Genomic DNA, 12,386 nt, shown 5'->3' with positions numbered 1-12,386 from the left:
CCCACGTCAGCGGGGCGGCTCGCGCCAGCAGCGGGCGGCCCCTGCCGATGCCGGTTCGCCCACGTCAGCGGGCGACTGACGCCAGCAGCGGGCAGCCCTTGCCAGCCCCCGTTCGCCCACGTCAGCGGTCGGCTCGCGTCAGCCCCCGTTCGCCCACGTCAGCGGTCGGCTCGCGTCAGCCCCCGTTCGCCCACGTCAGCGGTCGGCTCGCGTCAGCCCCCGTTCGCCCACGTCAGCGGTCGGCTCGCGTCAGCCCCCGTTCGCCCACGTCAGCGGTCGGCTCGCGTCAGCCCCCGTTCGCCCACGTCAGCGGTCGGCTCGCGTCAGCCCCCGTTCGCCCACGTCAGCGGTCGGCTCGCGTCAGCCCCCGTTCGCCCACGTCAGCGGTCGGCTCGCGTCAGCCCCCGTTCGCCCACGTCAGCGGTCGGCTCGCGTCAGCGCCGGTTCGCCCACGTCAGCGGCGGGCAGCTCGCGCCGGCGCCAACCGCCTCACCTCATCGGTGGCGGTTTGCTCAGGTCAGCGTCGAGTGCCGCCGTGGGCCCGGACGATGTTGAGCACCGCCCGTTCCAGGGCGTAGCCCGCGTCCGCCGCCATGCCCTTCACCTCGGCGTTCAGGTCGGCCACCACCGTCATCGCGCGCGCCAGGCCGTCGCCGTCCCAGCCGCGCACCTGCCCCTGCGCCTTCTTGATCTTCCACGGCGGCATCCCCAGCTCGCCCGCCAGCTTGAACGGGTCGCCCCGGCCCACCGCCGACACGCGCGCCACCGTGCGCACGGCGTCCGCCAGCGCGTCGGCCACCAGCACGTGCGGCACGCCGAGCTGCAGCGCCCACCGCAGCGCCTCCAGCGCCCCCGCCCGGTCCCCGACGACGGCCTTGTCCGCGACCGCGAACCCGGTCACCTCGGCCCGTCCCCGGTGGTAGCGGCGGACCGCCTCCTCGTCGATCTTGCCGTCGGTGTCGGCGACCATCTGGGACGCCGCCGCCGCCAGTTCGCGCAGGTCGGAGCCCACGGCCTCGATCAGCGCCCCGATCGCCGCCGGATCGGCCTTGCCGCCCGCCGCGCGGATCTCGTTGCGCACGAACGCCTCGCGCTCCGGCGCCCTGGTGATCTTCGGGCACTCGGTCACCTCGGCCCCGGCCTTGCGCAGCACGGCGGGCAGCTCCTTCGCCGCCTTGCTGCGCCCGCCACCGGTGTGCACGACCACCAGCGTCACGCCGTCCGCGGGCGCCTTCACGTAGGAGACGACCGCGTCCGCGATCTCCTTGCTCGCCTCCTGCGCCGCCTCCAGCGCGATGACCCGGCCCTCCGCGAACAGCGACGGGCTGACCAGCTCCGCGAGCTCGGGAGGCGTGAGGTCGCTCACCCGGACGCGGGTCAGATCGGCCTGCGGGTCGGCTTCGCGCGCGGCCACCAGCGCGGCGCGCACAGCTCGCTCGACCAGCAGTTCCTCGTCACCGATCACCAACTGCACGCCATGGCTCACCGCCCGATCCTCCCACGCCGCCACGAGGCCCCCGGCCGCCCCGCCGGGTCCGCATGGTGGACGTCACTGGCCACGGGCCGGGAGCGTGCCGTACGTTCGCAGCACAACCGAATACCGCTCATCCAGAGGGGCAGAGGGATCGGCCCGAAGAAGCCCCGGCAACCTGTCACCAGTCATCAGACTGGGTGATCACGGTGCCAATTCCGACCCGCGAAAGCGGGAAAGATGAGGAGAACCTCGCGATGACCGCTGTCAGCAGCGCACCCTCGACCAGCACCTCCTTCGACCTCGGCCCCGCTCGGGCGCTGTCCTGTCGGGAGTGCGGCCACGAGACCCCGCTCGCCCCCGAGTACGCCTGCCAGGAGTGCTTCGGCCCCCTGGAAGTGGCCTACGACTTCGGCCGCGTCCGGCGCGAGGACATCGAAGCGGGCCCCCGCTCCATCTGGCGCTACAAGGGCCTCCTCCCCGTCCCGTCGACCGTCTCCGCCCACCCCAACACCGAGCCCGGCGGCACCCGCCTCATCCAGGCGGACAACCTGGCCAAGGCGCTGGGCGTGCGCAAGCTGTGGGTCAAGGACGACACCGGCAACCCCACCCACTCGTTCAAGGACCGCGTCGTCGGCGTCGCGCTGGCCGCCGCCCGCGAACTGGGCTTCCGCGTGCTGGCCTGCCCGTCCACCGGCAACCTCGCCAACGCCGTCGCCGCAGCCGCCGCGCGCGCCGGCTGGCAGTCGGTCGTGCTCGTCCCCTCCTCCCTGGAGCGGGCCAAGATCCTCATGTCCGCCGTGTACGACGGCTCGCTGATCACCATCGACGGCACCTACGACGACGTCAACCGGGTCGCCCAGGAGCTCGCCGCCGAGAACGAGGACTGGGCGTTCGTCAACGTCAACGTGCGCCCGTACTACGCCGAGGGCTCCAAGACCCTCGGCTACGAGGTCGCCGAGCAGCTCGGCTGGCGCCTGCCCGAGCAGATCGTCATCCCCATCGCCTCCGGCTCGCAGCTCACCAAGGTCGACAAGGCGTTCCGCGAGTTCGGCTCCCTCGGCCTGGTCGACGAGACCCCGTACCGCGTCTTCGGCGCGCAGGCCACCGGCTGCTCCCCCGTCTCGACCGCCTTCAAGGCGGGCCACGACACGGTCGTCCCGGTCCGCCCGGACACCATCGCCCGCTCGCTGGCGATCGGCGCCCCGGCCGACGGCCCGTACGCCCTGGACAGCGTCCGCCGCACCGGCGGCGCCATCGAGGACGTCACCGACGAGGAGGTCGTCGAGGGCATCCGCCTGCTGGCCCGCACCGAGGGCGTCTTCGCCGAGACGGCGGGCGGCGTGACCGTCGCGACCGCGAAGAAGCTCATCGAGTCGGGCAAGCTCGACCCCGACGCCGAGACCGTCCTGCTGATCACCGGCGACGGCCTGAAGACCCTCGACGCCCTCGGCGACCGCGTGGGCCCGCGCGCCACCGTCGCAGCGAGCGCCGACGCGGTCATCAACGCACTCAAGGACTGAGCACAACCCCGTCCGCAAGGACTGAGACCGCCCCTCGGCCCTCCAGCAGCCTCGGGTGGGTTGGCACCGCCTCGCCGCAGACGAGACCACCCCACCCGGCGGCTGAATCCGCCGAGCAGCACCCGCGCAGGACCTCAGGGGCCGGCCACCGGGGTCGGCACCGACTGCCGAACCGCCGAGGGGGCGCTGGTCAGCGCGTCAGTGCATCCAGCACTCCTTTCCGCAGCAGCACTGAGCGATCGCGCTCCCCACGGCGGTGCTCACCGCGTCACCGGGTCGGTTGGGCGGTGGCCACGCGTTGAGCGGGTCGGCGCGTGGCGTCCCGGCCGTGCAGGCTCCCGCCGTGCAGGGCAGGCCCGTGCACGGGGGTGTCGGGTGGTCGCCGTCCCTGGGGCGCGGGACGCGGGGCGCGACTCCCCGGCAGTCGGTCACCGGAGTTCCTCCGCGGTGCGCAGCCAGCCGGTCCTGGGGAACTTCTCCAGGCCCGACAGCACGTGCGGCCCCACCGGTTCGGTGGAGACCCGCCACGCGGTCAGGCGTTGCGGCCACGGCACCCGCTCCTTGAGCTGGTTGTACGGGTGGGCGTGCCAGGCCTCCGGCGGGAAGCTCAGGCCCTCGTCGAACAGCTCGTCCGCCACGAGGCGGTAGGCGTCCTCCGGCGAGTCGACCTCGGTCGTGCTCAGGAAGGCCTGCACGGTCGCCTTCGCCACCACGGCCCTGCGCCCGCCGTCGAGCTTCTGGCACACGTGGTAGGCGAACGACGGCCGCAGCTCCTCGGTCGGCCACGGGTCGGCGTTGTAGCCGGGCTGCCACAGCGCCCAGCCGAGCGCGCCGTCGTGGTCGTTCGGCATCCAGTCGCCGTGCAACCGGACCCAGGTCTCGCTGGTGGTGCCCATGGTTCGTCCTCTTCTCGGTCGTCCCGGTCCACGTCGGCCGGGTGCTGTCGTCGATCGGTCTCCCCCGCCTCACGGGGGCAGCGGGTCGCCCCGGCGGGCGACCCTGGTGCCCGGCCCGCCGCCGAGCACGGCGGTGTCGCCGTCCCGGTCGGTGCGCAGGACCAGCGCGCCCCGCCGGGCCAGCGCGTCGAGCAGCGCGCCGCTGGGGTGGCCGTAGCGGTTGCCCGCGCCGACGCTGACCAGCGCCACGCTCGGCCGCACCGCGTCCAGGAACGCGGGCGAGGTGGCCCGCGCGCCGTGGTGCGGCACCTTCAGCACGTCGGCCCGCAGGTCGACGCCCCCGTCGAGCAGCTCCGCCTGGGCGGCCAGCTCGACGTCACCGGTCAGCAGCACCCGTCCGGCCGCGGTGGTGGCCCGCAGCACGAGCGAGGCGTTGTTGACCGCCGTGTTCGCCTCCTCCACCGGGCCCGCGCGCGGACCCAGCACCTCCAGCCGCAGCCCCGGCCAGTCCAGGCGCTGACCGGTCGTCAGCTCCAGCACGGCCACCCCGGCTGACCGCGTCCGCGCGACGACCTCGGCCCACGCCCAGCCCGGCACCCGCGCCGGACCGACCGCCACCGCGCCCACCTCCCGCTCGGCGAGCACCTCCGCCAGCCCGCCGATGTGGTCGGCGTGCAGGTGGCTGAGCACCACCAGCGGGATGCGCCGCACCCCCAGCCGCCGCAGGCAGCCGAGCACCGGCACCGGGTCGGGCCCGGTGTCGACCAGCACCGCGCGGCCCCGCTCCGCCGTCGCCAGCAGCACGGCGTCGCCCTGACCGACGTCACAGGCCACCACCGACCAGCCGGGCGGCGGCCACCTCGGCGCGACCACGTCCAGCGGCACCAGGACCAGTCCGACGCCGAGCACGAGCGCGACCAGCAGCGCCCGCACCCGCTTGAGCCGCAGCAGCGCCCACCCGACCACCAGCGCGACGGCCAGCAGCGCGCCACCGGTCCAGCCGCCCGGCCAGCGCACCGAGGCTCCGGGCACCCCGCTCGCCCACCTGGCCACGGCGACCAGCCAGGACACCTCCGGCCCCGCCAGGCGCACGGCCAACCGCGCCGCCCCGTCGTGCACCTGGGCGAGCACCGCCGCCGCCACGCCGAGCACGGTCGCGGGCGCCACGACCGGCGCCACGACCAGGTTCGCCAGCACCGCCACCAGGCTCACCTCGCCGGACAGCCCGGCCACGAGCGGCGCGGTCGCCAGGTGGGCGGCCACCGGCACCGCCAGCGCCTCGGCGATCCCGCGCGGCACGCCCCGGCACCGCATGGCCTCGGCCCAGCGGGGCGCGAGGAGCACCAGCGCGGCGGTCGCCGCCACGGACAGCCCGAACCCCGGCGCCACCGCGAGCGCGGGGTCGTGCAGGACGAGGAGCACCACGGAGGCCGCCAGCGCGGGCAGCGCCGACCGCTCCCGCCCCAGCACGAGCGCGAGCAGCGCGATCGCGCCCATGACCGCCGCCCGCAGCACGCTCGGCTCGGCGCCCGCCAGCACCACGAACCCGACCAGCGCCGCCATCGCGCCCGCCGCGCACGTCCTCGGCCCCGCGCCCACCACCCGCAGCACGAGCAGCACGGCCCCGCACAGGATCGCCAGGTTCGCCCCGCTCACGGCGAGCAGGTGGGACAGGCCCGAGGTGTGGAACTCGTGATCCACCCTCGGCAGCACGCCCTCCGTGTCACCGACGACCAGCGCGGGCAGCAGACCCGCCGGTTCCGGGTCGAGCACGGTGCTCGCCTCACGCAGCCCGGCCCGCAGCGACTCGGCGGCGCGCTGCCAGACCGGGGCGGGCCCGACCTCCGAGGGCGGGCCGCGCACGCGCAGCAGCGCCACGGTCAGCTCGCCCTCGCGGGCCAGCGCGAGCGCGCCCCGCGCGGTCACCGGCTGTCCGGGCAGCAGGTCCCGCCACCGCTTCGCGGGCGCCAGGAGCAGCACCTGACCACCGTCGTCCAGCTCCGCCCGCAGGAGCACGGAGTCGACCCCGCCCTGCTTGGCCGCGAACCCGGTGGAGCGCAGCCCGCGCGGGCGGTCCACCACCTCCAGCCGCAGCTCCACCACCTCGGCCCGCGTCGCGGCGGCCCGCAGCGGGTGGTGCTCGGCGGCGTGCAGGGGCGGGCTCAACCAGCAGGCGGCGATCGGGCTCGTGACGAGCAGCGCGAGCGCAGCCGGTCGGCATCGGCGGAGCAGGACGAGCGCGAGGGCGGTCGCGACCACCGCGACGGCGATCACCACCCACCACGTCCACCGCAGACCGCACAGCGCGACCAGCCACACCGCGAGCGCGGCGGGGACGAGATGGGCTCTCGGGTCGGCGAGCGCCTTCCACGGGACTGCCACGACTACCTCCGAGAGGAAGGAAAAGGGAAGGAAGGGAAATGAGTGAACGGCGGGAGCAGGGGGGAAGAGGGCCGGGTGGACGGGCGCAGCGGCCGGGAACAGGCTCGTTGGAACGGAAACCGGCTGAGCGGAGCGGACAGCGGGAAAGAGCGAGCTGTGTGGAGCGGACCTGCTCGGGGCAGGTGTGGGCGGTGAGAAGGGCAGGCGGGAACTGCCCGTGCGGGAGCGAGCCGAGCGGGCGTGGCGGGTCCAGCGGGTCCAGCGGGTCCGGCAGGTCAGGCGGGTCAGGCGGGTCAGGCGCGGACGGTGTGGACGGTGTGGACGGTGCGAGTGGTGTGCCGAGCAACCGGAGGCCGGGCGGTACCGGTCAGACGCGGATCAGGTCGGTGAGCTTGGCGAGCTTGCTCCCGCCGATCCCCTCCACCTCCCCCAGCTGCTGGACCGAGGTGAACCGCCCCCGCCGCGCCCGGTGGTCGACGATGCGCTGCGCGGTCACCGGACCGACCCCCGGCAGGGCGTCCAGCTGCTCCACCGTCGCGGTGTTGATGTTGACCGGCGCGGGCGGTCCGGCGCCGCCTGAGGCAGGGGGCACCCCCACGGCGATCTGCTCGCCGTCGGTGACCTTCCGGGCCAGGTTCAGCCCGGTCAGCGACGCCCCCGGTTTCACCCCGCCCGCCCGGCTGAGCACGTCGGCGACCCGCGCGCCGTCCTCGACGGTGACCAGGCCGGGCGCGTGCACCTCCCCGGCCACGTCGACCACCAGCACCGGCGGCGCGGCGCTGCTCGACGTGGCCTCGGCGACCGGCAGCACCGGCACCTGCTCCACCACCGCCTCGCGCTCACCCGCGGCGAGCGCGGCGGCCAGCACGACACCGACCCCGGCCACGCCCAGCACCGCGACCCGCCGCCGGTGGTGCGCGGCGGAGGGCAGCAGGCTGCGCAGCCTGAGCAGGAGCCCAGGCGGGTCGGCTCCGCCTTCCGAGGTGGCGAACACGACCGTCGGCGCGTCCTCGGACCGGTGCTTGCCCGGTGGGCTCCCCATCAGGGTGCGGAGCCGGTCGGAGGAGTCCTTGTCCTTCACGTGGTTGTCGAACACGGAATCGACGCTAGGTCCGGGCGGGCAAGCGGAACCAGCGACGAACTCGGGATCTGTGGACAACTCGGGGCCTGTGGAGAACTCCCCCGCGCCCCACGGGAAACCTGCTAGGCGAACCCGCCCGGCAGCACCACGATCCCCAGCACACCGGGCCCGGTGTGCGCCCCGATCACGGCCCCGACCTCGGAGATCAGGCACCCGGACGCCCCTGGAACCCGCTCGTCCAGCAGCGTCGCCAGCTCCACCGCCCGCTCAGGCGCGGCCAGGTGGTGCACCGCCAGCGACACCGGCCCGCTCCCCGCGGCGGCAGCGGCCAGGTCGACCAGCCGCGCGGCGGCCCGCCCCGCGGTCCGCACCTTCTCCAGCGGCACGAGCCTGCCGTCCTCGACGTGCAGCAGCGGCTTCACCGCCAGCGCCGTCCCCACCAGCGCGGCGGTGGTCCCGATCCGCCCACCCCGGCGCAGGTGCTCCAGGGTCTCGACGCAGAAGAACACCTTGACCCGCTCGGCCGCCGAGGTCGCGGCCCGCTCGGCCGAATCCAGGTCGGGCCCGGCAGCGGCGGCGGCCAGCGCGGCGAACCCCAGCCCCATCGCGGTGGCCCGCGAGTCGACCACCCGCACCTTCACCGGGTCGACCTGCGCGGCGGCCAGCCGGGCGGCCTCCCAGGTCCCGGACAGCGCCCGCGACAGGTGCACCGACAGCACCCCGTCCGCCCCGCCGTCCAGCAGCTCCCGGTACACCTCGGCCAGCTCCTGGGGCGTGGCGCGCGACGTGGTGACCCTGCGGCGCTCCCCGAGCGCGGCGGTCAGCTCCCGAGGCCCGAAGTCGACCCCGTCGAGCCTGCTCCTGCCGTTCACCGACACGTGCAGCGGGACTACCCGGACCCCGCGCGAGGCCGCGAAGCCGTCCGGCAGGTAGGAGGTGGAATCGGTGACGATCGCAATGGCCACGACTGCCGAGACTACGGGCCGCCCGGCGTCCCCCGCCGCACGGATGCGGCCTCGACCAGGGCCGCCATCGCGGTCCCGACCGCCCGGTGCGACTCCCAGCCCCAGTGCATCCCGTCCGGGTTGCCCAGCCCGTCGCGCAGGTGCGCCCGGACCAGCGCGGGGACGTCCAGCAGCGGCACCCCGTCCGCCGCGGCCCACTCCCGCACCGCCCGCTCCCCCGCCGCGCGCCCGGTGTGCACGTTCGCGTACAGCGGGGACCGGTGCACCGAGGGCACCATCCCCACGGCGGGCAGCCCCGGCCGGAACTGCCGGACCGCGCGCAGCGAGTCCGAGAGGTACCGCCTGGTCAGCGCGGGCGGCAGCGCGACCGGACGCCCGCCGGTCGCGCGGGACAGCACCGGCTGGGCGGCCCGGTAGAGCGCGCGGGCGCGCCGCCGCAGCCCGTCCGGCCGCAGGTAGCGCAGCCCCTGCCGCAGGTAGGTCGGCAGGGGCGAGGGCAGCGTGTCCATGTGCCCCACGGCCAGCACGAGCACGTCGGTGCGCGGCAGCAGCGCCCACACCCTCGGGTCGCCGGTGAGCGCCCACCAGGCGTCGCGGGCGGTCCACCCGAACCCGGCGACCAGCTCGGCCCGGCCGCCCAGCGCGGCGGCGGCCACGTTCGGCCACAGCCCAGGGTCGTCGGCGGGCAGCGGCCCGGCCGGTCCGTGGAAGGTGAGCGAGTCGCCGAGGACGAGCAGTCTCACCTGGTGGTTCCGGCGTTGTACGAGGTCAGCCGCCACCTCGGGTCGCCGCCGGGGCGGCGGGTGAACACCGTCCAGTGGCAGTTGCTGATGCCGCCGAGCAGCCCCCAGCGGTCCACCGGCAGCTCCAGCAGCCTGCCGGTGAGCGAGCTGATCAGACCGCCGTGGGCGCACAGCAGCGCCGTGCCGTCGGTCTCCGCGTCGACCTCGGCGACCACCTCGGCGGCCCGGTCGGCCACCTCGACGCGCGCCTCGCCGTCGGGCGGGGAGATCGTGCCGTCGAAGCGCCACGCGCCGAGCGCGCCCGGCCACTCGGCCTCGATCTCGTCGACGGTGAGCCCCTGCCACTTGCCCAGCCGCGTCTCGCGCAGCCGGGCGTCGACGCGCAGGGGGACGCCGGTGGCCTCGGTGAACACGGTCGCGGTGTCGCGGGCCCTGCGCAGGTCCGAGGCCACCACCAGCTCGGGTGCGAACGCGGTGAGGACCGGGACCGCGAACCGGGCCTGGTTCCACCCGGTCTCGGTCAGCTCCGAGTCCAGGTGGCCCTGCATCCGGCCGGTCGCGTTGTAGTCGGTCTCACCGTGCCGCCACAGCACGAGCCGGGAGAGCGTCATGCCCGGTCGACCTCGTCGGCGGCAGCCTCCCCGGTGCTGCTCGCGGTGGTGTCCTCGCCGGTGGCGTCCTCGTCCGGGGACGAGGGGCCCGCGTCGAACTCGATCCTGGGGCAGTCCTTCCACAGCCGCTCCAGGCCGTAGAAGCTGCGCTCCTCCGAGTGCTGGACGTGCACCACGACGTCCACGAAGTCCAGCAGGACCCAGCGGCCCTCGCGGGCGCCCTCCCTGCGGACCGGCTTGCGCCCCGCCTCGCGGAGCTTCTCCTCGACGCCGTCCACGATCGCGCCGACCTGCCGCTCGTTGGGAGCGGAGGCGATCACGAAGCAGTCGGTGATGACCAACTGCTCGGACACGTCGAGGAGGATCACGTCGTGCGCCTTCTTGTCGGACGCCGCGTTCGCGGCGACCAGCGCCAACCGTCGTGCCTCGTCGGTGGCTGCCACGTTTCTCCTCATCACCTCGGCGGGAACTGGTGCGCCCGCACGAGTCAATGAGGGTACCTGCGTCCCGACCCGCTCCGGCACCGAGTAACGCCGGACCGGGCGCAGGTCACGCCGGGGGCGGGGTTCAGCCGGGCAGCGAGTAGAGGCCGCGCTTGGAGATGTACTGCACGACCCCGTCCGGCACGAGGTACCAGACGGGCAGCCCCCCGGCGGTGCGGTCGCGCACGGCGGTGGAGGAGATGGCCATGGCGGGGACCTCGACGAGGCTGACCGCGCCGGGTGGCAGGTGCTTGGCGTCCAGGGTGTAGCCCGGCCGGGTGACGCCGATGAAGTGGGCGAGGCTGAAGGCCTCGTCGGCGTGGTGCCAGGACAGGATCTGCTCCAGGGCGTCCGCGCCGGTGATGAAGAACAGGTCGTCGTCGGGGTGCGCGGCCTTCAGGTCGGACAGGGTGTCGACCGTGTAGGTGGGGCCAGCGCGGTCGATGTCGACGCGGCTGACCGAGAAGCGCGGGTTCGACGCGGTGGCGATGACCGTCATGAGGTAGCGGTCCTCGGCGGCGCTGACCTCCCTGGCGGACTTCTGCCACGGCCTGCCGGTGGGCACGAAGACGACCTCGTCCAGGTCGAACCGGGCCTGGACCTCGCTGGCCGCGACGAGGTGACCGTGGTGCACCGGGTCGAAGGTGCCACCCATGACGCCTATGCGACGCTTGGACATGAGTGGTCAGCGTAGTTCCGGTCAGCTGTTCGGCCCGGTACGAGCGTCACTTGATCGGGTGACGTTCCCCACGGTCAGTCCTGCGGTGCGACGACCTCGCCACTCGCGTCGCGCACCAGGATCGCCTCGACCGGACAGGACTCGGCGGCGTCCACGACCTCGTCGGCGGGCTCGACCGGGGACGCGAGCGGCGTCGCCCTGCCGTCGTCCAGCCGGAAGTGGTCCGCGGCGATGGCCGCGCACGTCCCCGACCCGATGCAGGTGTCCCGGTCGACCTCGACGCTCCACTCGGTCACGGCTACCACCGCACCGGCAGGCTCTGCGGGCCGCGCACCAGCCTGCCCCGCTTGAACACCGCCTCGCCCGCCGGTTCCAGACCGGGGAACCGCGCCAGCAGCGTCCCCACGGCGACCTGGAGTTCCACCCTGGCGAGCTGGGCCCCGACGCAGTGGTGCACGCCGTGGCCGAACGCGACGTGCGGGTTGGCGGCACGGTGGAAGTCGATCTCGTGGGGCCGCTCGAACACCTCGGGGTCGCGGTTGCCGCTCGGGATGTCCACGAACACCGCGGCGCCCCTGGGCACGGTCACGCCGCTCAGCTCGACGTCCTCGGTCGCGATGCGCGGGAACCCGGCCGAGCCGCCCAGCGGGGTGAACCTCAGCAGCTCCTCCACGGCCCTGGGCACGAGCGCGGGGTCGGCGCGCAGCTCGGCCATCCGGTCGGGGTTGGCCAGCAGGGTGTGGGTGAAGTTGGCGATCTGGTTGGCCGTGGTCTCGTGCCCGGCGGCCAGCAGCGTGACGCCGAAGGTGACCACCTCGGTCGCGGTGAGCGGGCCACCGCCGTCGTGGGCGGTCACCAGGTCGGTGAGCACGTCGTCACCGGGGTTGGCGCGCTTGTCCTCGACCAGCCCGGCGATGTACTCGCGCAGCGACCGGGCCGCGGCGAGGACCTCCTCGGGGGTGAACGCGGTGATCGACATCGCGGCGTCGGACCAGGCGCGGAACCGGTCGCGGTCGGCCACCGGGACGCCGAGCATCTCGCAGATGATCGTGATGGGCAGCGGGAGCGCGAGCGCCTCGACCACGTCGGCGGGCGGGCCCTGCTCCTCCATGGCGTCCAGCAGGTCGTCCACGATCTCCTGGGCCCTGGCGCGCAGCAGCTCGGTGCGGCGGGCGGTGAACCCCTTGGCGACGAGCTTGCGCAACCGGGTGTGGTCCGGCGGGTCCATGGTGAGGATGTTGGACTCGGTGCGGTGCAGCGGGAACGCCCTGGGCAGGTCGGCGCCCAGCTCCAGGGTCGCCGCGCGGCTGAACCTCGGGTCGCCCAGGACGGTCTTGACGTCGGCGTGCCGGGTGACGAGCCAGGCGTCGCCGCCGTAGGGCAGCCGGACCTGGGAGACCGGTTCCCGCTCCTGCAGTTCGAGCGCGGTCGGATCGGGGCGTAACTCGACGGCCTCGTTGAACGGGTAGTTGCGGACCTCCACCAGGCACCCCCGGACGCGAGCGGTTGCTGTCGCCCGACAGTAGGCAGTCGATTACCGAGGGTCAACCACA

General features: G+C 74.7%; 12 protein-coding genes and 1 riboswitch. Of the genes, 1 reads left to right on the top strand and 11 read right to left on the bottom strand.

Annotated features, from left to right (window positions below; translation table 11 throughout):
* Window positions 1-517: 517 nt before the first annotated feature.
* Complete coding sequence (holA, locus tag AMIR_RS06040) at window positions 518-1,486, bottom strand: DNA polymerase III subunit delta (RefSeq protein WP_015800048.1); 969 nt, start codon at window positions 1,484-1,486, stop codon at window positions 518-520.
* 115 nt (window positions 1,487-1,601) lie between these two features.
* Window positions 1,602-1,718: riboswitch (SAM riboswitch) on the top strand.
* 10 nt (window positions 1,719-1,728) lie between these two features.
* Here holA and thrC point away from each other — a divergent pair.
* Entirely contained in the window at window positions 1,729-2,994 is a 1,266-nt protein-coding gene (gene thrC, locus AMIR_RS06035) for a threonine synthase (protein WP_015800047.1), read from the top strand.
* Window positions 2,995-3,422: 428 nt separating this feature from the next.
* Here the strand turns inward: thrC and AMIR_RS06030 are convergent, their stop codons facing one another.
* From AMIR_RS06030 to AMIR_RS05985, 10 genes are all read right to left on the bottom strand, one after another.
* Window positions 3,423-3,890, bottom strand: coding sequence for a hypothetical protein (locus AMIR_RS06030; RefSeq protein ID WP_015800046.1), 468 nt, complete (start codon window positions 3,888-3,890; stop codon window positions 3,423-3,425).
* Window positions 3,891-3,959: 69 nt separating this feature from the next.
* Complete coding sequence (locus tag AMIR_RS06025) at window positions 3,960-6,272, bottom strand: DNA internalization-related competence protein ComEC/Rec2 (protein ID WP_015800045.1); 2,313 nt, start codon at window positions 6,270-6,272, stop codon at window positions 3,960-3,962.
* A gap of 367 nt (window positions 6,273-6,639) precedes the next feature.
* The gene (locus tag AMIR_RS06020) at window positions 6,640-7,368 is read right to left on the bottom strand and encodes a ComEA family DNA-binding protein (RefSeq protein WP_015800044.1); all 729 of its coding nucleotides are present in this window, start codon (window positions 7,366-7,368) and stop codon (window positions 6,640-6,642) included.
* 107 nt (window positions 7,369-7,475) lie between these two features.
* A complete protein-coding gene (locus AMIR_RS06015) occupies window positions 7,476-8,318 on the bottom strand; it encodes a DegV family protein (RefSeq protein WP_015800043.1) in 843 nt (280 codons plus the stop codon).
* 11 nt (window positions 8,319-8,329) lie between these two features.
* Window positions 8,330-9,061 carry a diglucosylglycerate octanoyltransferase gene (gene octT, locus AMIR_RS06010; RefSeq protein ID WP_015800042.1) on the bottom strand — a complete coding sequence of 244 codons (732 nt, stop codon included), beginning with the start codon at window positions 9,059-9,061 and terminating at the stop codon, window positions 8,330-8,332.
* Window positions 9,058-9,672, bottom strand: a complete 615-nt coding sequence (locus tag AMIR_RS06005) for a histidine phosphatase family protein (RefSeq protein WP_015800041.1) — start codon at window positions 9,670-9,672, stop codon at window positions 9,058-9,060. The genes octT and AMIR_RS06005 overlap by 4 nt, the downstream gene beginning before the upstream one ends.
* Entirely contained in the window at window positions 9,669-10,115 is a 447-nt protein-coding gene (gene rsfS / locus AMIR_RS06000; RefSeq protein ID WP_015800040.1) for a ribosome silencing factor, read from the bottom strand. Before rsfS ends, AMIR_RS06005 begins: the two co-directional genes overlap by 4 nt.
* 124 nt (window positions 10,116-10,239) lie before the next feature.
* Window positions 10,240-10,833: a nicotinate-nucleotide adenylyltransferase gene (gene nadD / locus AMIR_RS05995; RefSeq protein WP_015800039.1), complete on the bottom strand. Its 594-nt coding sequence runs from the start codon at window positions 10,831-10,833 to the stop codon at window positions 10,240-10,242.
* Window positions 10,834-10,907: 74 nt separating this feature from the next.
* On the bottom strand, window positions 10,908-11,129 hold the full coding sequence (locus AMIR_RS05990; RefSeq protein ID WP_015800038.1) for a ferredoxin: 222 nt from the start codon (window positions 11,127-11,129) through the stop codon (window positions 10,908-10,910).
* Between the two features lie 2 nt (window positions 11,130-11,131).
* Window positions 11,132-12,316: a cytochrome P450 gene (locus tag AMIR_RS05985; protein ID WP_015800037.1), complete on the bottom strand. Its 1,185-nt coding sequence runs from the start codon at window positions 12,314-12,316 to the stop codon at window positions 11,132-11,134.
* Window positions 12,317-12,386 lie beyond the last annotated feature (70 nt).

Origin of the sequence: Actinosynnema mirum DSM 43827 (assembly GCF_000023245.1) — a bacterium.
Taxonomy (GTDB): Bacteria; Actinomycetota; Actinomycetes; order Mycobacteriales; family Pseudonocardiaceae; genus Actinosynnema; species Actinosynnema mirum.
The sequence above is the reverse complement of the archived record's forward strand: the minus strand, read 5'-3'. Positions and strand labels throughout refer to the sequence as shown.